The organism is Umezawaea sp. (assembly GCF_057122925.1).
The window spans coordinates 1-22390 of record NZ_DBNGPQ010000145.1; the positions used below are offsets into that span (position 1 = coordinate 1).

The 22390-nt window shown below is 73.4% G+C and carries 9 protein-coding genes; 1 reads left to right on the plus strand and 8 read right to left on the minus strand.

The annotated features are described in order from the left end of the window. Nucleotides 1–97: Clp protease N-terminal domain-containing protein (locus AC156L_RS32990; RefSeq protein ID WP_484407589.1), on the minus strand; the 97-nt coding region annotated here is incomplete at its 3' end. Between the two features lie 255 nt (nt 98–352). Here AC156L_RS32990 and AC156L_RS32995 point away from each other — a divergent pair. Next, a complete protein-coding gene (locus tag AC156L_RS32995; RefSeq protein WP_484407590.1) occupies nt 353–1003 on the plus strand; it encodes a polyprenyl synthetase family protein in 651 nt (216 codons plus the stop codon). A gap of 257 nt (nt 1004–1260) precedes the next feature. Here the strand turns inward: AC156L_RS32995 and AC156L_RS33000 are convergent, their stop codons facing one another. From AC156L_RS33000 to AC156L_RS33030, 7 genes are all read right to left on the minus strand, one after another. Then, the gene (locus AC156L_RS33000) at nt 1261–3222 is read right to left on the minus strand and encodes a SecDF P1 head subdomain-containing protein (protein WP_484407583.1); all 1962 of its coding nucleotides are present in this window, start codon (nt 3220–3222) and stop codon (nt 1261–1263) included. Beyond that, entirely contained in the window at nt 3219–3683 is a 465-nt protein-coding gene (locus tag AC156L_RS33005; RefSeq protein ID WP_330878613.1) for a hypothetical protein, read from the minus strand. Before AC156L_RS33005 ends, AC156L_RS33000 begins: the two co-directional genes overlap by 4 nt. A gap of 532 nt (nt 3684–4215) precedes the next feature. Then, nucleotides 4216–4683, minus strand: a complete 468-nt coding sequence (locus tag AC156L_RS33010) for a pyridoxamine 5'-phosphate oxidase family protein (protein ID WP_330878614.1) — start codon at nt 4681–4683, stop codon at nt 4216–4218. A 90-nt stretch (nt 4684–4773) separates the two neighbouring features. Further along, nucleotides 4774–4983 carry an MbtH family protein gene (locus tag AC156L_RS33015; protein ID WP_330878615.1) on the minus strand — a complete coding sequence of 70 codons (210 nt, stop codon included), beginning with the start codon at nt 4981–4983 and terminating at the stop codon, nt 4774–4776. After that, complete coding sequence (locus AC156L_RS33020; protein ID WP_330878616.1) at nt 4980–19868, minus strand: amino acid adenylation domain-containing protein; 14889 nt, start codon at nt 19866–19868, stop codon at nt 4980–4982. Before AC156L_RS33020 ends, AC156L_RS33015 begins: the two co-directional genes overlap by 4 nt. A 22-nt stretch (nt 19869–19890) precedes the next feature. Continuing rightward, on the minus strand, nt 19891–20919 hold the full coding sequence (locus tag AC156L_RS33025; RefSeq protein WP_330878617.1) for an iron-siderophore ABC transporter substrate-binding protein: 1029 nt from the start codon (nt 20917–20919) through the stop codon (nt 19891–19893). A gap of 71 nt (nt 20920–20990) precedes the next feature. Beyond that, nucleotides 20991–22343, minus strand: a complete 1353-nt coding sequence (locus tag AC156L_RS33030; RefSeq protein WP_330878618.1) for a lysine N(6)-hydroxylase/L-ornithine N(5)-oxygenase family protein — start codon at nt 22341–22343, stop codon at nt 20991–20993. Nucleotides 22344–22390 lie beyond the last annotated feature (47 nt).

Consider the following 22390-nt stretch of genomic DNA (forward strand, 5'->3'; position numbering starts at 1 on the left):
TGTGCTCGGTACCGATGTAGCTGTGGTTCAGCAGGCGTGCTTCCTCCTGCGCCAGCACCACGACCCGTCGAGCCCGATCAGTGAACCGTTCGAACAATGTGAGCCTCCCGCCCTGTTCGGGGGATCCGTGGGTCGAGTGTACCCATGGGCCGGCACAACCCATCTCGCGTCCAGAGGTTCGTCATCGGCAGGTCCGGTCCCTGGCGTGAGCGGTTTCCGGGGCGCGGGACCGCTGTCGTAGCGTGCAGCGATGCCCTCGTCGAACCCTCTCCTCCTGCTGCCGGGCATGGACGGCTTCCGGGATCGGGTCGAAGCCACCCTCCTCGGGGCGGTGGCGGCCGAGGACGAGCTCATGGCGCAGATGGGCGGCCACCTCATCACGGCCGGCGGGAAGCGGGCCCGGCCGCTGTTCGCGGTGTGCTCCGCAGCGGTGCTCGTCCCGGACGCGGACGGCGTGAGCGCCGCCGTGACCGACGACGTGATCCGCGGCGGCGTGGCCGTCGAGCTCGTCCAGGTGGGGTCGCTCTGCCACGACGACGTGATCGACGAGGCCGACACCCGGCGAGGGGCCGAGAGCGTGAACGCCCGCTGGGGCAACCTCAAGGCGATCCTGGCCGGCGACTTCCTGCTGGCGCGGGCGTCAGAGATCGCCGCCGGCCTGGCCACCGTCGTCGGCGAGGGCGGCCACCGCCTCACCGTCGCCCAGGCCCAGCAGCTCGCGCTGGCCCGCCTCGTGCTGGCCGACCCGCCGATCGCCGTGCTGGACGAGGCCACGGCGGACGCGGGCAGCGCGGGTGCGCGCGTCCTGGAGACCGCCGCCACGGCCGCCCTGGAGGGCCGCAGCGGCCTCCTCGTGGCCCACCGCCTGACGCAGGCGGCCGGCGCGGACCGGATCGTGGTCCTGGACCACGGCCGCGTGGTGGAGAGCGGAACGCACGCCGACCTCGTGGCGGCGGGGGGCCGGTACGCGGAGCTGTGGGCGGCCTGGTCGGACCAGCGCTAACCGGCCCTCGGGTCCGCGAGCTGCCGCGGCCACGCGTGGGACACGTGCGCGGCGAGCACCGGCACCTCCCGCCGTGCACGGCCCGAGCGGCTCGGGTCTCACCACCAGCGCCACGCCGTGCCCGCCCGCGACGGGCGCTCGCCGCCCCGAGGCGGACCTCGACCCGCTCGACCAGGGCGGTGACGTTCAGCCCGACCACCCTGGCCGGCAGGCGCAGCAGCAGCACGACGTCGGAGGGAACCTCCGGGTGTCGTCCACTAGCCGCCCGCGATCCTGGTCGCCAGCTCCGTGGCGGACGTTCGGTCCATCGTGCCCGAGGAGATCTCGAACGTGGTGCCGCGCAACGGCTCCCGCACCACCGGTGCGGACACGACGGCGCCGTCCACGAGGATCGCGACGCGCTGGTCGACCGCGGACCCGGTGAGCGCGGCCCAGCGGTTCGCGCCCTCCCCGGTCAGCACCACCTCGACGACGAAGGCCGAGCCCGTCCCGCCGAAACCCACCTCGGCGGTCTCGACGTCGACCCCGGTCAGGGCGGCCGGTCCGAGGACGAACCTCTCGCCCCCGCCGACGTCGCAGGCGGTGCGGTGCTCGGTCGGCCCGGCCGGGGCGGTGGTCGCGCAGTCGAAGTCCAGCGCGGGGTCCGCGGTGCTGTCCCGGACGACCGCGCGGATCTCCAGCGTCGACACGCCCGCGCCCGCCCAGTGCCACAGGCCGAAGAGCCCGACCGCCGCGACCACCACGGCCGCGGCGGCGGGCACGGCCGCTCTCGGCTCGACCACCCGAGGGCCCAGCGCGGTCACCGCGACCACCACGAGCACGAGGACCGGCGTGACGCCGAACGCGAAGTCCTCGCCGACCGACCGGGCGACCGCCGTCGGCGAGCACGGGTCGTCCGCGCAGGACGTCAGGCGCACCACCCACGCCCACAGCACGGCGAACAGCCAGCCGCCGACCAGGGCCGCGGCGGGCACGGCGTAGGCGAGGAAGCCGGGCACCCGCCGGGCGCGCGGGTCGACGCGGTACCGGGCCCGGCCCACCGCCGCGAGCCACAGGCAGAGCAGCACCGCCCCGAGGACGAGCGCGACGAGCGGTGACGGCCGCAACGGGACCGCGCCCGCGCCGAAGGTGAACACGGCCGGGAACAGGGCCAGGTAGCTGCCGAGCACCAGCCCGACGGCCAGCGCGGCGGCCGACAGGAAGGGGCGGGCTCCGCCGAGCCAGGTCGACCGCCAGATCCCGAACGCCGTGAACAGCGTCACCAGGAGACCCACGACGGCACCGGTGACGACGGGCGTCGAGTCGGCCGGTCCCAGGATGCCCCGCAGGGTGACCAGCGCCGACCCCGCGGCGGCGGCACCGAGCAGCAGCCGGGTCGGGGCCGCCACCAGCAGGCGTCCCGGATCGGCCAGCACCGCGGCGCGCGCGGCCCCGCCGGGGTGGCGGCGCAGCCACGGCCGCACGCCGGGGGCGTCCCCGACGGCGGTGAGCAGTCCTTCGACGCCGTACCGCGCGGCCAGCAGGTCGGCCTCGTGCTCGCGCGCCCGCAGGAACGCCCGCGCCACCAGCTCCACGACCAGCACCTGGCCCAGCACGACGAGCGCGGCCAACGCGGACGAGCCGGTGGAACGGTTGCCGTGCACCAGGTCCAGCACGACGGCGAACAGCACGAAGAACCCGATCGGCAGGTTGCTCGTCCGCAGGAGCCTGCCCAGCTGGGCCCAGCCGACGTCACCCGCGCGCAGGTGCGCGAGCTCGTGCCGGACCACCGCCGTGAACACGGTCCGGCCCTCGTCGCTCACGGTGCACAGGCCGAGCAGTTCGGGGCCCAGCAACAACAACGGCCTGCCGCGACCGCTCGCGACGAACGCGCGACTGCCGAGCCCAGGACCGAGCCGGACGTCCGGCGGATCGTCCAGCCGAGCCTCGCGCACCAACCGGTCGAGCAGGCGCGCGGCGTCGGTGAACGGTGTCCCGCCCACCGGCACCGACCGCCGCAGCCGCCACCAGATGCCGAGCGACCAGCCCGCGAGTCCGGGCACGAGCACGATCTCCAGCTTCCAGACGACGCCGAGGACCGTCACGCCGCCCGCGTCGAACCCGGCGAGCCAGAACGCGGTGAAGACCGCGTTCAACGACACCACCGCCGTCAGCAGGAGCAGCAGGAGCGTCGTGTCCGAGGGGAACGCCCGGACGTCGACGCGGCGCGGGGCACTCACCGCGGGTCGTCGCGTTCGAGCAGCAGCGCCACGACGATCGCGTCCGCCAAGGCCTCCGCCCGTCGCTCCTCGACACCCAGCGCCTTGGCCCGCACCAACGCCGTCGCCCGAACCCTGGCCAACTCGTCGGCGGACCACTCCTGCACGGGCGCCTCGACGGCGCGGCGCTTGACGAGCTTGCGGAACACCTTGCCCGCGCCGTTCTTCACCGCCTCACCGACGCCGTCGGACAGCGCGGTGATCACGCTGCCCGAGACGAGCGCGACCACGGGCGTGATCATCTCGACCGCGTCGCCCAACCCGAAGCCGAGGGGGTCGTCGTGCGAACGGCGGAACGCGCGCTCGGCCCTGGCGGGGTGGTCGAGGTACGGCGCGGCGACCAGGGCGAAGGAGGGGAGTTCGGCGGGGGCGACGGCTTCGACCACTCGTTTGGCCAGGTCGTGGACGGTCACGGTGGTCATCGGCGGCTCCCCTGTGCGGATCAGCGCTGTCGTAGGGGAGACGGTAGCGGGCCGACGGGTCCGGGCCGGGTGCTTCGCGAAGTTCGGGACGGGTCTGGTCCCACCGGCCGTCCGGTGTTGGGAAGCTCTCGCTCGCCGTCGTGCTGTGGCCGGTTTGGCACGGGGCCCGACAAATGTCAGGGGGCGAACCCCCCGAGTAGAATCGGCCACGTTCTCGAACCTCGCCCACGCGGGCAGAAGGTCGGGTGCGGAACTCGGTTCCCCGGGCGCCTGCTTTTGTCGACGCGATCGCCGAACGCACTCAGGTGTTCCCCCGGACCCAGCTCCACCCCGTCCGCCAGCAGAGTCCGCACGACGGGGAGCCTGAACGGACGACGACCGGTGTCGCCGAGCGCGTCCACCCGCACGTGGCGGTCTAAGTGACCGGGACCTCGCCGACGGCGCACCGGCAGACCTCCTCGGGACGCGGCGGGACCCGCCCGGTGCTACGTGCGACGCCCGAGCGGCGCCCCGACGTCCCGCTCACGCCGCCTCAGGCGGGGTGCTGCCGCGCGCCCGGCACGTCGACCAGTTCACGACCGGGCAGCCAGCCGTTCGGGATGTCCGTGGCCCGCCACGCCGACACCCTCAGCCGCACGGCCTCGATCGGCGCGTCGAGGAACGGCTCCGCCTGCGGCACCTTCGCGAGCAGCACCCGGCGCACCTCGTCGGCCTCCTCGCCCGTCACGACGCGCGCGGTCGCCTGCGCCTGGAGGAACGGCTGCGCGGGCGAGCCGGTCGAGATGATCACCGACACCAGCGGCTCCCGCCGGATCGCGGCGAGCGTCCGGCCGCGCTGCTCCAGCACCAGCGACAGGGTGAACAGGCCGGTCTCGGCGAAGTAGGCGCCGTTGACCCACGGGCCCCGGTCGCCGCTGGTCGCCAGGAAGAAGGACTGGTGCGCGGCCAGGGTGTCGCGGACCAGGTCCTCCACCTCGGACGTCGTCTCTAGGGTCGTCATGCCGCGAAAGGTATTCACCGGCTTTCGCGAGATCCCCCCGGTGAGCCGGTTCTTGCCCGTTCGAGGGACACGATCCCGCTCGAACGGGTGTCAGGCGTTCATCGCGTCCCGCAGGCTCTTGGGCCTCAGGTCGGTCCAGGTGGACTCGACGTAGGCCAGGCACGCCTCGCGGGTGTCCTCGCCGAACACCCGGCGCCAGCCCGCGGGCACGTCGACGAACGACGGCCACAGCGAGTGCTGCTCCTCGTCGTTGACCAGCACGAAGAAGCGGCCCTCGGTGTCCTCGAACGGGTTGCTCATGACTCGATCCTCCTGACGTGAACGGACGGGTCGGCGCAGGCGGCGGCCAGCACCTCGACGAGTTCGGCCGCCAGCCCCTCGACCGTCGCGCGGTCGAACAGGTCGGTGGCGTAGATCAGTTCGCAGGGCACGGGTCCGTCGCCCCGCGGCTCGTACAGGCTGAGCACCAGGTCGACGTCCGTGGTCGTGATCGGGACGGCGTCGAACGTGCCGATCCCGCCGTCGAGCACGTCGGCGCGGGCGCGCTCGTGGTGGATCAGCATCACGCTCGGCCGGGGTGCTCCGGCGGCCAGGACGTCCGCGAACGGCACGTCCTGGCGGTCGAACGCGCCGAGGTCGGTCTCGCGGACCCTGGCCAGCAGCTCCGTGAAGCTCGGGTCGCCCGCGGTGTCGGTGCGCAGCAGGACGGTGTTGAAGAAGCAGCCGACCAGGTCGGCCAGCGCCTCGTCGCCCCGCCCCGCGACCAGCGTGCCGATCGGCAGGTCCTCCCCGGCGCCGTGCCGGGTGAGCAGCACGGCCAGCGCGGCCTGCACGACCATGAACAGGCTCGTCCCGGTCTCGCGGGCCAGCCGGTCGATCCCGTCGTGCAGCACCGGGTCCAGCTCGAACTCGACGATGCCCGCGCCACCGGTCGGCGACGCCGGACGAGGCCGGTCGAACGGCAGCGCCAGCGTCTCCGGCGCGCCGCGCAGGACCGTGCGCCAGTGGTCGAGCTGCTGCGCCGCGGCGGTGTCGAGCCAGGCCCCCGCCCACGTCGTGTAGTCGGCGTAGGTGACGGGCAGCGGCGCCCATCCCGGCGCGCGCCCGGCGAGCCGGGCGGTGTAGGCCGTGGTCAGGTCGCGGAGCAGCGGCACGACCGACCACTCGTCCAGCACGAGGTAGTGCGCGGTGAGCAGGAACGCCTGCGCGCCCCCCTCGTCCGTGACCAGGGTGGCCCGGAGCGGGAACGCGCCGTCGCGCGCCAGTTCCGCGAGCCGGGTGTCCAGGTCGCCGGTCACCCGCTCCAGCGCGGGCACGGCGCCGGGGCGCTGCTCGGTGGCCGAGTAGGCGGTGCGCAGCGGCTCGTGCCGCTCCACGACGTCCGCCCACGCCCGCGCCAGCACCTCGGCGTCGAAGCCGTCGGGCGAGCGCAGCGAGAGCGCGTGGTCGTTGGCGCGCCCGCGTTCCCACTGCCAGCGCTGCGGCGGAGCCAGCGGCAGCACCTCGGGTCGGGCCGAGGGCACCAGCGGCGGGCGGGCGTCCGACGCGCCGTCGAGCCGCGCGGCCAGCCCCGCCACCGTCGGCGAGTCGAAGACGTCCCGGATGGACAGTTCGACGCCGAGCGCGGCGCGCACCTGGCCGACGAGCCGCATGGACGACATGGAATGCCCGCCCAGGGCGAAGAAGTCGTCGTGCACGCCGACCGACGGCAGTTCCAGGACGTCCGCGAACAGCTCCGCGACCACCCGCTCGTTCGGCGTCGCCGGGCGGTCGTCGCCGGTGAGCGCCGACCAGTCGGGCCTGGGCAGCGCCTTGCGGTTCAGCTTGCCGTTCGGGGTGAGCGGCAGCGGGCCGTCCAGGGTGAGCACGGTCGCCGGGACCATGTACTCGGGCAGCCGTTCCGCCACGAAGGCCCGCAGTTCCACCGGGTCCGCCTCGCCGACGACGTAGCCGACGAGCCGGGTGATGTCGCCCTCGCGGTCGGCCAGCACCGCGGCCTGGGTGATCGCCGGGTGCCGGGTGAGAGCGGCCTCGATCTCGCCCAGCTCGATCCGGAACCCGCGGATCTTGACCTGGTCGTCCACCCGGCCGAGGAAGTCCAGCGAACCGTCGGCGCGCCACCGCGCCCGGTCGCCCGTGCGGTACATGCGTTCGCCCGGCTCGCCGAACGGCGAGGCCACGAACCGCTCCGCCGTCAGGGCGGCGCGGTTCAGGTAGCCGCGGGCGAGGCCGCGACCGCTGACGTACAGCTCCCCCACCACACCGGGCGGAACGGGCCGCAGCGCGTCGTCCAGCACGTAGACCGTGGTGTTCGGGTCGGGGACGCCGATCGGCACCGCTCCGGACCAGCCGGACCTGGCGCGCCACAGCGTGGAGTTCACCGTCGCCTCGGTCAGGCCGTAGGCGGCGAGCAGGTTGAGCCTGCCCGCCCAGCGGCCGATCACGTCCGGCGGCACGGTCTCGGTGCCGACCAGGATCGTGGACCCGGCGGGCAGTTCGCAGTCCTCCGGCAGCGCGGCGACCAGCGACGGCGGCAGGATCATGTGGGTGATCCGCCGTTCCCGCAGGAAGTCCGTGAGCGCCGGGCCCGCGACCCTCACCTCGTCGGGCGCGAGCACGAGCCTGCCGCCGACGGTGAGCGCCATGGTCAGCTCGAACACCGCCACGTCGAACCCGACGGAGGCGAACTGGAGCACCCGGCTGTCGGTCCTGAGGTCCATCCGGTCGATCGCCGTCGCCGCGAGGCTCGCGATGCCCTCGTGCGGCACGACGACGCCCTTGGGCTTGCCGGTCGACCCGGACGTGTAGATCACGTACATCGCGGAGTCCAGCGCCACCGGCCCGGTGTCCACGGTGGACTCGTCCAGCCCCGCCAGTTCCGCCGCGGTCCCAGGGTCGTCCAGCAGCACCCTCGGCAGGCCGTCGACGGACGGCACCCGCGCGGCCTCGTCCGCCGTGCCGACCAGCAGCGCGGCGGCGGAGTCGGTGAGCATGAACGCGATCCGGTCGGCCGGGTGGGACAGGTCGAGCGGCAGGTAGGCCGCGCCGAGCTTGAGCACGCCGAGGATCGTGGCGACCATCTCGATCGACTTCGGCACCGCGATGCCGACCACGCTCTCCGCACCGACCCCGCGAGCCGCGAGCAGCCGGGCGATCCGGTTGGACAGCGCGTCGATCCGCGCGTAGCTGATCGACCGCGACCGGTCGACCACGGCGACGGAATCCGCGAACTCGGCCACCCGTCGGGCGAACAGGGCGGGGAACGTCTCCTCGGGCACGTCCCGGACGGTGGCGTTGAAGCCGTCCACGACCAGCGCGCGCTCGTCGGCCGACAGCACCTCGATCGCGCTGACCGGGGCGTCCGGCGCGGTGGTGACGGCCTCGACCACCGCGGTCAGCCGTTCGCCGAAGCGGGCGGCGGTCGCCGGGTCGAACAGGTCCGTCGCGTACTCCAGCGCCAGCACCACCGCGCCGGTGTCGACGTGCTCGGTGAAGCTGAACACCAGGTCGAACTTGGCCGAGCGGGTGGTGACCGGCTCCCAGTCGACGTCGAGGCCGGGCAGCTCCAGCCAGTCGCCGGACCGGTTGTGGTAGCCGACCATCACCTGGAACAGCGGGTTCCGGGCGGTCGACCTGGTGGGGTTGACCCGCTCCACGACGGCCTCGAACGGCACGTCCTGGTGCGAGAACGCGGCCAGGTCGGTCTCGCGCACCCGTGCCACCAGCTCGGTGAAGCTCGGGTCGCCGGACAGGTCCGTGCGCAGCACCAGGGTGTTGACGAAGAACCCGACCAGGTCGTCCAGCGCCTCGTCGGTGCGGCCCGCGATGGGCGCGCCGAGCGGGATGTCCACGCCCGCGCCGAGCCGGTGCAGCATCGTGGCCACGGCGGCGTGCAGGACCATGAACATCGACGCGCCGGTCCGCTGGGCGAGTCCGCGCAGGTCGTCGGCGAGCGGGCCGAGGTCGACCTCCAGCTCCGCGCCGCGGAACGACGGCCGCGCCGGGCGGGGTCGGTCGGTCGGCAGCTCCAGCTCCTCGGGCACGCCGTCCAGCGCGGTGGCCCAGTGGTCGAGCTGCTCGGTGGCCAGGTCGCCCTCGCCGAGCAGCTTCCGCTGCCACAGCGCGTAGTCGCCGTACTGCACGGCCAGCGGCGGCAGTTCCGGGTCGCGCCCCTGCGACCTGGCCGCGTAGGCGGCGGCGAGGTCGGCCAGGAACGGCCGGTCGGACCACTCGTCGGTGGTGATGTGGTGCAGCAGCAGGACGACGACGTTCTCCCGAGCCGACAGCCTGCCGACGGTGGTGCGCACCGGCAGTTCGGTCGACAGGTCGAACGGGCGGTCCACGGTGGACGCCACGAACTCCTCGACGTCGAGGACGTCCACCACCTCGACCACCGGCTCGGCGACCGGCACGACGCGCTGGAACGGCACGCCGTCCCGCTCGCCGAACACGGTCCGCAGCGCTTCGTGGCGGGCCATCACATCACCCAGCGCGGCTCGCAGCGCGGCGATGTCCAGCGCGCCCCTGAGCCGCAGCACCAGCGGGAAGTTGTACGCGGAGGATGAACCCTCCAGCTGCTGCACCAGCCACAGCCGCCGCTGCGCGAACGACAGCGGCAGCTCGTCCGGCCGGTCGAGCGGCACGACGGCGGGTCGGGCCGCGGCTCGTGACCCGCCCGCCCGCACCGCGAGTTCCGCGACGGTCGGGGCCTCGAACAGGTCGCGGATCGCGAGTTCGGTCTCCAGCGCCGTCCTGGCCCGGCTGATCAGCCGGGTCGCGAGCAGAGAATGCCCGCCCAGCTCGAAGAAGTTGTCGTCCACCCCGACCCCCGGCACGCCGAGGACGTCCGCGAACAGCGCGCACAGCACGCGTTCCTGGTGCGTCTCCGGGTCACGACCGCTCGCGGCGGAGGTGATCTCCGGCGCGGGCAGCGCCCGCACGTCCAGCTTGCCGTTGACGGTCAGCGGGAACGACTCCACGGCCACGATCGCGGTCGGCACCATGTACTCCGGCAGCCTCGCCTTGAGGGCGGCCCGCAGCGCGGCCGGGTCGGCGGTGCCGACGACGTACCCGATGAGCCGCTTCTTCCCGTCCACCACGACGGCCGCCTGCGCCACGTCCTCGTGCTCGCCCAGCGCCGACGAGATCTCGCCCAGCTCCACGCGGTAGCCGCGGATCTTGACCTGGTCGTCGGTGCGGCCGAGGAAGTCGATGATGCCGTCGGGACGCGACCGGACCAGGTCGCCCGTGCGGTACATCCGGGTGCCGGGCTCGCCGAACGGGTCGGCGACGAACCGCTCGGCGGTCAGGCCGAACCGCTCGTGGTAACCCCGCGCCAGCCCGATGCCCGCGATGTACAGCTCACCGGGGGTGCCCGGCGCGGCCGGTCGCAGGTTCGCGTCCAGCACGTAGGCGCGGGTGTTCCAGATGGCCCGGCCGACCGTGGGCGTCGCGCTGTCCTCCGTGGACGCTCCCAGGGTGTTGATCGTGTACTCGGTCGGCCCGTACAGGTTGTAGCCGTAGGTGCCGGGGGTGTCGCGCAGCCGGTTCCACACGGCGTCGGACACGGCCTCGCCGCCGAGCAGCACCAGCGCGGGCACGTGCCCGTCGAGCAGGCCCTCCTCGATCAGCAGGTGCGCGTAGGTCGGCGTCACGTTGACGACGTCGATCCGGTGCTCGTCGCAGTAGGCGACCAGCGCTTCGGCGTCCCGCCGCAGCTCCTCGTCGCACACGTGCACCTCGTGGCCCTCCACCAGCCACAGCAGTTCCTCCCACGACATGTCGAACGCGAACGACACGGTGTGCGCGATCCGCAGCCGCCGCCCGCCCGCCGCCTCGATGGCCGGGGCGAAGATCGCGCCCTGGTGGTTGAGGTGCATGTTCGTCAGGCCGCGGTACGGCGTGACGACGCCCTTCGGCTTGCCCGTCGAGCCGGACGTGTAGATCACGTACGCCGGGTGCTCCAGGCTGAACGAGACCCCCGGCCGCGTCGTCGGGTACTCCTCCGTCACGGCGGGGTCGTCCAGCCGCACGGTCGGCGCGGTCAGCGCCGCCCCCGTGGACAGCAGGACCACCGGGTCGGTGTCGTCGATCATCAGCTGGAGCCGGTCCAGCGGGTGGTCCAGGTCGAGCGGCAGGTAGGCGGCGCCGGTGCGCAGCACCGCGAACAGCGCCACGACCATCTCGGTCGACCGCGGCAGCGCCAGCGCCACCACGCGCTCCGGGCCCGCGCCGCGCGCGAGCAGCAGGTGGGCGAGCTGGTTGATCCGCCCGTCCAGCTCGGCGTAGGTCAGCCGCTGCTCGCCGAACACCAGCGCGACCGCGTCCGGGGTGCGGGCGACCTGGGCCGCCAGCAGGTCCGCGATCGTCTCGTCCGGCACCGGGTTCGCGCTCGCGCCCCACTCGGCGGCCAGCAGCGCGTTCTCGTCGTCGGTCAGCAGGTCCAGCGTGCCGACCGGGGCCGACACGTCGGCCAGCAGCCGTTCCAGGGCCGTGGTGAAGCGGGTCAGCGCGGTCGACGCGCGGTCGGCGTCGATCAGGTCGGGTCGGTGGTCGAGCGCGATCCGCACCCGGCGCCCCGGCGTGACGACCAGCGTCATCGGGTAGTGCGTCGAGTCGACGCTGCCCACGGCCGTGATGCCGTGGCGTGCCTTGAGCTGTCCGAACCCGTCCTCGTCGGCGAAGTTCTGGAGCACGTACAGCGTGTCGAACAGGGTGGTGTGCCCGCTCTCGCGCTGCACGTCGCCGAGCCCGAGGTACTCGTGGCTCATGAGCGCCGCGCGCTCGGACTGGATGCGCCGCAGCAGCTCCAGCACGGACTCGCGCGGGTCGAGCGCGACCCGCACCGGCACGGTGTTGAGGAACATGCCGATGGCGTTCTCGACGTTGCGGACCTCGGCGGGCCGTCCGGCGGCCGTGGTGCCGAACACGACGTCCTGCCTGCCGACCTCCGCCGACAGCGCCAGCGCCCACGCCGCGTTGAGCACGGTGTTCAGCGTGACGCCGTGCCTTCGTGCCTCGGCCCGCAGCCGATCGCCGACCTCGTCGGACAGCTCGACGTGGCACCGGTCGGGGATCGCGGGCCCGGCGCCGCGGTTCGCCGGGCCGACCAGCGTCGGCTCGGCCAGCCCGGACAGCGCCCGGCGCCACGCGGCCCTGGCCTCGGTGACGTCCTGCTCCCCCAGCCAGGACAGGTAGTCGCGGTAGGTGCCGGGCTCGGCCAGGCTCGTGGCGTCGCCGCCGGTCTCGTAGAGGCCGAGCAGCTCCTCCAGGAACAGGCCCTGCGACCAGCCGTCCCACAGCACGAGGTGGTGGCTGAGCATGAGCCGGTCGCGGTCCGGCCCGAGCCGGATGACCTTGAGCCTGCACAGCGGCGGGTGCGCGAGGTCGAACCGCCGCCTGCGGTCCTCGGCCTTGAGCTCCTCCATCCGCCTGTCCACATCGGACAGTCCGGTGAAGTCGAGCACCTCGATCGGCACCACGGGCGCGCGGCCGACGAACTGCACCGGGCCGGGCAGGCCGTCGCTGGTCAGACCGGCCCGCAGGCTCGGGTGCCTGGCCAGCAGCGCGGCGCACGCCGTCCGCAGCCGGTCGACGTCGAGCCGGTGGTCGAGGTCGAACGTGTCCTGCGCGGTGTAGACGTCCAGCTCGCTCGTGTCGTAGCTGGCGTGGAAGTAGATGCCCTCCTGCAACGGGGCCAGGGGCCAGACGTCCTCCACCGGCACCGGGCTGACCTCGGCGATCCGGTCGATCTCGGCCTGGGTCAACGTGATCGTGGTCAGGTCGGACGGCGTGAGCCCGGCGGACGTGCCCGCCAGCTCGCGCAGCGCGACCACCCACCGGTCCACCAGGCCGTCGTCCACAGCGGACGGACAGAGCCAGGTCGCGACCAGTTCGGGACCGCGCGGCGTCTCCTCGCACACGACGTCGAGCTGAACCTGGTACGGCAGGGCCAGGTCGTCGTCGTAGCGCGTGGACACGGTCTCGCCGGACGGCCGCCAGTCGGCGGCCTGACCGGCGCTGAACCGGCCGAAGTAGTTGAACAGCACCTGCGCCTGGGCCGAGGTCGCCAGCAGCGGGGCGACCTGGGCGTTGAGGTAGCGCAGCATGCCGTAGCCGAGACCGTTGTCAGGCGCGGCGCGCAGGCGTTCCTTGATGGTCCGCAGGTCGCCGTCCGCGGGCAGCCGGACGGGTTGGACGCTGGTGAACCAGCCGACCGTGCGGGTCAGGTCCACGTCGGGCGCGATCTCCTCGCGGCCGTGGCGCTCCACGTCGACCAGCAGGTCACCGCCCGCCGCGCGGGCCAGTGCCGCCAGCAGGGTCTCGGTGATCTCCGCGCCCAGCAGCGGGGTCGTGTCGGCGGTCGACAGCCTGACCTCGCGGCGGTGCGCGGAGCCGACCGTGCCGGTCCGCGGAGCACCGGGCACGAGGTCCGCGCCGGGCTTGAGCGTCTCGACCCAGTGGGTCAGCTCGCCGAGCCGCTCCGGGCTCTGCGCCTGCTCGGTGACGGCCTTGGCGTAGCGGCGCAACGACGTCCGCACGGGTTCCAGGGGCACGCCGTTCCACGCAGCTTCCAGGTCCTCGAACAGGATCCGCCACGAGACGCCGTCGACGGCGAGGTGGTGCGCGGCCAGGAACAGCCTGCCCGGCTCCAGGGGGCCGCCGTCGAACCACACGGCCTGGAGCACCACGCCCGCGTCCGGGTCCAGCCTGCCGACGGCCGCGTCGGACTCGGTCTCGTAGTCCTGGGTCTCCACCCGCCGCAGCAGGTCCGCGGCGCGCACCGAGCCCACGGGCTGGGTCTCCAGCGACCACAGCACCCCGGCGATGCGGGTCAGCTTGAGCCGCAGGGCGTCGTGGTGGTCGACCACGGTCTGCAACGCGGCGGTGAGGCGGTCCACGTCCGCGTCGACCGGCGTCCGCACGATCATGGACAGGTTGAAGCGGCCGATGGACCCGCCGTCGGTGCGCAACTGGTGCACGATCGGCAGCTGCGGCACGTCGCCGACACCGTCGGACACCACGGCGGGCGCGGCTTCGGCGGGCACGAGCGCCGCCAGCGCGGCGGGCGTGCGGTGCTCGAACACCTCGCGCGGGCTGATCCTCAGCCCGTCCTTGCGGGCCCGGCTCGACACCGAGATGGACAGGATGCTGTCGCCGCCCAGCGCGAAGAAGTCCTCGTCCGCGCCGACCTCCGACAGGCCCAGCACGGCCGCGAAGACGTCGGTGAGCTTCCGCTCGCGGTCGTCGCGCGGGCCGGTCAGCGCGGCGCGCTCGACCACGGGCTCCGGCAGCGCCGTCACGTCGACCTTGCCGCCCACCGTGAGCGGCAACGCGTCGAGCACGACGATCGCGCTCGGCACCACCGGCTCCGGCAGCGCCGCGATCAACGCGGTCCGGAGCTGTTCGCCCCCGACGGTTCCGACCACGTACGCGACGAGCCGCTTGCCGCCGCGCTCGTCCTCGCGGGCGACGACGAAGACGTCCACGACACCGCTCTGGCGACGAACGGCGGCCTCGACCTCGCCGAGTTCGACGCGGTTGCCGCGGATCTTCACCTGGTGGTCCGTGCGACCGAGGTAGGTCACCACACCCGGTTCGGCCCACCTCACCAGGTCGCCGGTGCGGTACATGCGCGAGCCGGGCTCACCGAAGGGGTCGGCGACGAACCGGTCCGCGGTCAGGTCGGGACGGCCGTGGTAGCCGCGGGCGAGCTGGGAACCCGCCAGGTACAGCTCACCGGGCACCCCGGCCGGAACGGGCCGCAGCGTCGGGTCCAGGACGTAGAGGCGGGTGTTCCACACCGGCCGCCCGATCGGCACGGCGGTGTCGGTCGACCCGTCGTACTCCCACGACGTCACCTGCACCACGGCCTCGGTGGGCCCGTAGACGTTGACGATCGGCACGCCGGTCGCCGCGAGCCAGCGGCCCGCGAGGTCACCGGTCAGCGCCTCGCCACCGCTGAACGCCCGGCGCAGGCTCGCCGCCCACCCGGACGGCGGTTCGGAGCGCAGCAGGGCCGCGTACATCGACGGCACGAGGTCGACCGTCGTCACGCGTTCGCGGCGGACCAGCTCGGCCAGGTAGCCGGGGTCGCGCTGACCGCCGGGCTTCGCGACCACCACGGTGCCACCGCTGAGCAGCGGCCCGAAGACCTCCTGCACCGACGGGTCGAAGCTCGCGGAGTACTGGTGCAACACGCGTTCGCCGACGTCGAGGGAGAACCGGTCGCGCAGCCAGGCCAGCTGCCCGACGACCGCGCGGTGCGTGATGAGCACGCCCTTCGGCCACCCGGTCGAGCCGGAGGTGTACATCAGGTACGCGGGGTGGTCCGGCCCCGCCGGACGAGGCTCGCGGTCCGCGGGCTCGGCGCCCAGGTGAACCCGCCGCGCGCCGCCGACCGCGGGCAGCACCGCGTCGGCCGTGGTGAGCACGGTCCGCGCGCCGGAGTCCTCCAGCAGGAACGAGATCCGGTCGGCCGGGTGGTCGAGGTCGATCGGCAGGTAGGCGGCACCGGCCTTCAGGACGCCGAGCAGCGCCACGACCAGGTCGGCCGACCGGGGGACGGCCACGGCCACGACGTCCTCGGGCCCGACGTCGAGCGTCCGGGCCACGGCGTCGGCCCGCCGGTCGACCTCCCGGTAGGTCAGGGAAACGCCGTCGTCCACGACGGCGACCGCGTCCGGTGTGCGGGCGGCCAGGGCCTCGAACGCGGCGGACAGCGTCGTCGCCGGGACGTCACGGGTCTCACCGGCCAACGACTCCAGCGCCCGTCGGGCCCGCGCGCCGCCGATGTCGCCGACGCGCTGCGCGGGATCGGTGGCCAGGGCTTCCAGGACGCCGACCAGGTGCTCCCCGAGCTGGTGCACCAGCTCCGTGCCGAGCCGGGTGGCGTCGTGCTCGAAGACCAGCCCGATCGTGCGGCCGGGCGTGATCGTCAGCTCGACCGGGTAGTGGCCGGTCTCCGACGTCCCGGTGCCCACCACGGACAGCGTGCCGCCGGGCGCGGTGGGCGTGCGGTCGAGCTGGTAGTTCTCCACCACGACCAGGGTGTCGAACAGGTCGCCGGCGCCCGCCGCGCGCTGCACGTCGGACAGCCCGAGGTGCTGGTGGTCCAGGAGTCCGGCCTGCTCGTCCTGGAGCCGGGCGAACACGGCGGCCACGGACTCGTCGGCCCGCCAGCGCACGCGCACCGGCAGCGTGTTGATGAACAGGCCGACCATGGACTCGATGCCCGCGACGGCGGCCTCGCGACCGGACACCGTGCTGCCGAACACCACGTCGTCGCGGCCGGTGAACCGGCCCAGCACCAGGCCCCACGCGCCCTGCACGATCGTGCCGAGCGTCAGCCCGTGCTCGCGTCCCCGTGCCACGACACCGCTCGTGACGTCGGCGGGCACCTCGACGCGGACGAACTCCTGCCGTGCGGCGGACACGGCCTCCGGCGCCAACCGGGTCGGCTCGTCGATCCCGCGCAGCACCGCGCCCCACGCCTCGCGGGCCGCGTCGCGGTCCCGTTCGGCCAGCCAGCCGAGGTAGTCGCGGTACGGCGCGACCTCGGGCAGCCGCGGCAGGTCCTCGCCCGGCGCGTACAGCGCGAGGAGTTCCTGGAACAGGATCGGCTGCGACCAGCCGTCGGCGACGATGTGGTGGACCGTGAGCAGCAGCCAGTGCCGCTCGGGGCCACCGCGCACCAGCGTGGCGCGCAGCATCGGCGGGCGCGCGAGGTCGAAGCGCTGGGCGCGTTCCCCCGCGACCAGCTCGGCCACGCGGGCGACCTGCTCGTCGGCGCCCAGCGTCGAGACGTCCAGCTCGCGCCACGGCAGCTCGACGTCGGCGACCACCTGCACGACCCGGCCGTCGGGGAACTGGCGGAACCCGGCCCGCAGCGGCGCGTGGCGGTCCAGCAGCCCCTGCGCGGCCCGGCGGAGGGCGGCGGGGTCGACCGGTCCCGCGAGTTCGAGGTGCTGGCCGACGACGTAACCGTCCACGGCGGACTCGTCGAACACCGAGTGGAAGAAGAACCCCTCCTGCAACGGCGACAGCGGCAGCACGTCGACCAGGCCGGGAGCGGACAGCTCGTCCACCTCGGCCTGGTTCAGCGACACCAGCGGGAAGTCCGACGGCGTGTGCCCGCCGACGCCCTCGTGCCGGGCCAGCGCGTCGAGCGCTTCCAGCCAGCACACGGCGAACCGGGACACCTCGTCCTCGGCCAGCACGCCGCCGGGCCAGGTGAAGGTGGCGCTGAGCCGGGGCCCGGCCTCGTCGTCGCGCACGACGGCGTCGATCTCCAGCGCGTGCCCGAACGGCATCCGCGGGTCGCGGTCCTCGCCCAGCGGCGGCGCCTCCGGCGCGGTGCCCCAGTCGGTGCCGCCGGTCGCGGTGAACCGGCCCAGGTAGTTGAACAGCAACTGCGGAACGGGCGCGTCGGCCAGCCCGGAGCCGGGGTCGAGGTAGCGCAGCAGGCCGAAGCCGATGCCGTTGTCCGGGATCTCGCGGAGCTGCTCCTTGACCCGCTTCAGGGCCTCGTCCAGGTCACCCGTGCCGGGGTCGAGCCGGACGGGGAAGATGCTGGTGAACCAGCCGAGGGTCCGGGCCAGGTCCACGCCGGGCACGATCTCCTCGCGGCCGTGGCCCTCCAGGTCCAGCACGAGTTCGCCGCCACCGCGCCACTTCGCGGCGGCCAGGGCCAGCGCGGTGAGCAGCACGTCGTTGACGGACCCGTGCACGGCGGCCGGGACGGTGGTCAGCAGCGGCGCGGTCTGCCCGGCGGGCAGCGTCACGGTCAGCCGCCGCGCGGTGGACACCAGGTCCACGGCGGGGTCGAGCGGACGGCGGGTGAACGGCGTGTCGACGCCGGACAGCATCCGCCGCCACACCGGGAGCTCCGCGCGCCGCGAGACCCCGGGCAGCGCGGCGGCCCAGCGCTGGAACGACGTGCCCACGGGCGCGAGGTCGCCGCCGGACCAGGCGCGGGCGAGGTCGGTGGACAGGACGCGCCACGAGACGCCGTCCACGATCACGTGGTGCAGCACCAGGAGCAGCCGCCGCTCGGGCGCGAACCACACGGCCCGCAGCATCCCGCCGTCGTGCGGCGCGAGCTGTCCGGCGGCGCGGGCGGTCCAGGCGTCCACGTCGAGCCCGGTGTCCACGCGCTCGACCACGTCGGCCGCGCGCACGCTGCCGGGCGCCGAGACGTCGAGCGTCCAGTCGGGGGTGATCCTCGACCGGAGCAGGTCGTGGTGGTCGATCACCTTCCGCAGCACGGTGTCCAGGCCGGGGCCGTCCAGGTCGGCCGGGACCTGGAACAGCATCGACTGGTAGAACGCGTCGACCTCGCCGCCGAGTTCGGCCAGCCAGCGGATGATCGGGGTCGCGGCCACCTCGCCGGTGCCGGCGTCGTGCGTCCGCGCGGCCTCCCGCCGGGCCACGGCGGCGAGCGCGGCGGGCGTGCGCAGGCGGAACACCTCGCGCGGTGTGATGGCCAGCCCGGCGGCGCGGGCGCGGCTGACCAGGCCGATGGCGACGATGCTGTCGCCGCCCAGCTCGAAGAAGTTGTCGTGGACGCCGACGGTCGGCAGGCCCAGCACGTCGGCGACCAGCTCGACGAGCGTGCGCTCGGTCGGGGTGCGCGGCTGGGCGTGGCCGGCCAGCGCGGTCCAGTCGGGCTCGGGCAGCTTCGCCCGGTCGAGCTTCCCGTTGGGCGTCAACGGGAGCGGCCCGTCGTGCACGATCACCACGGACGGCACCATGTACTCGGGCAGCGTGTCGGCGACGTGCGCGCGGGCGGTGGCGGGGTCCCCGCCGACCACGTACCCCACGAGCCTCTTGACCCGGCGGTGGTCCTCGCGCACCACGACGGCGGCCTGCGAGACGTCCGGGTGGGACATCAGGACGCTCTCGACCTCGCCGGGCTCGATCCGGTACCCGCGGATCTTGACCTGGCCGTCCGCGCGGCCCAGGAAATCGAGGACGAGTTCCCGCGTCCGATTGTCGGCTCCGCCGACGGAAGCCCGCCACCTCGCCCGGTCGCCCGTGCGGTACATGCGCGATCCGGGTTCGCCGAAGGGATCGGCGACGAAGCGCTCCGCGCTCAGGCCGGGGCGGCCGAGGTAGCCGCGGGCCAGGCCGCGACCGCCCACGTACAGCTCGCCCTCGACGCCGACGTCCACCGGCCGCAGGTCGGGGTCCAGGACGTAGCAGCGGGTGTTCGGGTCGGGGACGCCGATCGGCACGGGGCCGACCCAGTCGGCCTCGGCGCGCCACAGCGTGGAGTTCACCGTCGCCTCGGTCAGGCCGTAGGCCGCGACCACGGTCAGCCTCTTGGCCCAGCGGGCGATCAGCTCGCTCGGCACGGTCTCGGTGCCCACGACCAGCACCGCGCCCTCGGGCAGTTCGCAGTCCGGCGGCAGTGCCGCGACCAGCGACGGCGGCAGGATCATGTGCGTGCCGCCGTGGTGCGCGATGTACTCGGTCAGCGCCTCGCCCGCGACCCGGCGCTCGGTCGGCACCACGATCACCCGGCCGCCGACGCCCAGCGCCATCGTCAGGTCCCACACCGCCACGTCGAAGCCGACCGACGCGAACTGCACGACCCGGCTCTCCGCCGTGACGCCGATCCGGTCGGTGGCCGTGGCGATCAGGCTGCCGATGCCCTCGTGCGACACGACGACGCCCTTGGGCCTGCCCGTCGAGCCGGAGGTGTAGATGACGTACGCGGCCTGGTGCAGGCCGATCGGCACGTCGAGGTTCTCGGGAGACCCGTCGGAGGACTCCCGGTCCAGCAGCACGACGTCGTGCCCGGAGGGCAACTCGCCAGCCGTGTCCGACACCGACAGCACGACCCGCGCCCCGGCGTCGGCCAGCATGAACGCCACCCGCTCGCGCGGGTGGTCGAGGTCCAGCGGGAGGTAGGCCGCGCCCGCCTTGAGCACCGCGAGCAGCGCCACGACGAGGTCGACCGACCGCGGCAGGGCGACGCCCACCACGTCCTCCGCGCCCACGCCGCGAACCGCCAGGGCACGTGCCAGGCGGTTCGCGGCGGCGTTCAGCTCGCCGTAGGTCAGCGAATCGGACTCGCAGACCACGGCGACGGCGTCGGGCGTCCGACCGGCCTGCCTCTCGAAGACGGCGGGCCACGACAGCTCGTCGACCTCGCGCACGGGCCAGGTACCGGTCGGGATCATCACGAACGCCTTTCGGGGTGTTCTACTTCGCGGACAGCAGGGGGAGCATCTGGTCGAGCGCGTACGGAATGCTCAGGACCGTGTTGAACGACATGGCGGCACCGACCGGCGGCTCGTCGTAGGGCACGAACAGGTCGCGCTTCTCCTGCACCACCTTGAGGTTCTTGTAGAGCGCCTCGTTCTTGATCTGGTCGGTCGAGGCGGGGTCGGCGATGAGCCAGACCAGGCGGTCGACGTCGATCACGTCGAAGCGCTCGTAGGACAGGTCGACGACGTTCTCCGTGCCGACGGCCTCCTTCAGCTTCTCCGGCACCGTGAACCCGAGCTGCGTCAGGAACAGCATCTTCGGGTCGTTGGGCGAGAACACCGAGTAGGTGCCGGGCTGGTAGGCGTCGGCCACGACCGCGGTCTTGCCCGCGAACTCGGGGTGCGCGGTCTTGGCCGCGGCGAACTTGGCGTCGACGTCCGAGATCAGCTCGTCGACCTGCTCGGCCTTGCCGAGGGCCTTGCCCGCCAGGCGGGCGCTGTCCTGCCACGGCGCCTGGTAGTCCTCGAAGCCCTTGGGCTGCGCGACGACGGGCGCGATCTTCGACAGGGTGTCGTACTGCTCCTGCTTCATGCCCGAGTACTGGGCGAGGATCAGGTCGGGCTTGAGGCCCGCGATCTTCTCCATGTTGTACTCGTCGCGCTCGCCCACGACCTCGGGCGGCGTGTCGCCCCACAGGGACTTGGTCCACGGCCACTTGCCGTACGGGGTCTCCTTGAACCAGTCGATGGCTCCGACGGGCTTGGTGCCCAGCGCGAGCACGACGTCCTGGTCGGACAGCCCCAGCGTGACGACGCGCTCGGGCTCGGCCTTGACCTCGGTGGTGCCGTACTTGTGCTCGACCCGCACCGGGAAGGCGCCACCGCTGGACGCGGGGGTGCTCGATCCGCCTGCGGTCGTAGCACCGCCGCCGCAGGCCGCGAGCAGCAGCGTGGCGACGAGCGCCACCGCTGCGAGCGGCAGACGGCGCACGGCACCGGCCGTGGGCATGGACATGCTGGACATCGGGGTGTTCCCTTCGGGGGGTTCCTGTTCGGGCGAAACCGGGCGGATGATCGCTGACCCGTTCTGGTGCGTCAGTGCGACGCGGTGGCGCTCACGGCGTACTCCGGCTGCGCGGGGATGCTGGGGCTCCTGCGGCCGACGACCGATTCCAGGATCTCCCCCACCCGCACGGCCAGGTTCGACAGCAGCGACGAGGTGATGCCGTGGGAGTGCTCCGTGCCGCCCTGCAGGTAGATCCCCCCGAGGACCTGCCCGTCGGTGTCCAGCCGGTAGTCGCGGCCGACGCGCAGCCGCTGCCGCTCGTCGCGGCGGCAGTGCTCGGCGACCTCGCCCAGCACCTCGGTCGGATCGGCCTCGCGGTACCCGGTGGCGTAGACGACGGCGTCGGCGTCGAACACCGTGAGCTCGCCGGTCGTCAAGGACTCCACGGTCACCCGCACGCCGTCCTCGGTCTCCACTACCTCGGCGGGGCGGGACACGTTGACCAGGCGCAGCCGCTGCGTGCCGAGGACCTTCTCCTGGTACACGCGGCGGTACAGCTCGGCGATGAGGTCGTGGTCGACCACGGCGTAGTTCGTGTTGCCGTGGTACGCCATCAGCTTGTGCTTCACGGCCTCGGGCGCGTGGTAGAACTCGTCCACGGCGGCCGGGTCGAAGATGCGGTTGGCGAACGAGCTGTCGTCCGCGGGGCTGTAGCCGTAGCGGGCGAAGACCGCGCACACCTCGGCGTTGGGGAAGCGCTCGTGCAGGTGCGCCGCCACCTCCGCGCCGCTCTGCCCGGCCCCGACGACGACGAACCGGCGCGGCGCCTCGGGGTCGAGCCCGCGGACGCGGTGCAGGAAGTCGCTGTTGTGCCAGATGTGCTCGGAGGAGGAGATGCCCTCCGGGAGGTTGGCCCGCAGACCCGTGGCCAGCACGAGGTTGCGCGCGCGGCGGACCTCGACGGTGCCGTGCGCGTCGCGCGCGCTCACGTCGAAGTAGGTGATCACGCCGTCGTGCAGGACCGGCTGGACCGAGACGACCTCGTGGTCGTAGGACACGACGTCGTCGACCTTCGCCGCCGCCCACTCGAAGTAGTCGTGGAACTCCACGCGCAGCGGGTACATGTTCTTGTGGTTGATGAAGTCCACCAACCGGTCCCGGTCCTTGAGGTAGGACAGGAAGCTGAAGCCGCTGTTGGGGTTGCGCATGGTGACGAGGTCCTTGAGGAACGACACCTGCATGGTGGCGTCGTCCAGGAGCATGCCCCGGTGCCAACCGAAGGTCTTCTGCTTCTCGAAGAAGTGGGCCGTCACCACGTCGTCGGCACCGGCGATGGCGTTGTGCTCGGCTACCGCGATCGCCAAAGCCAGGTTGGCGGGTCCGAAACCCACTCCGACGAGGTCGTAGACCGGAACGTCACCATCGGTTCGTGCCTGTGGCATAGCAGTCCCATCACGCGGCAGGAGGAAGGTCGACTAAAGTTAGCCTA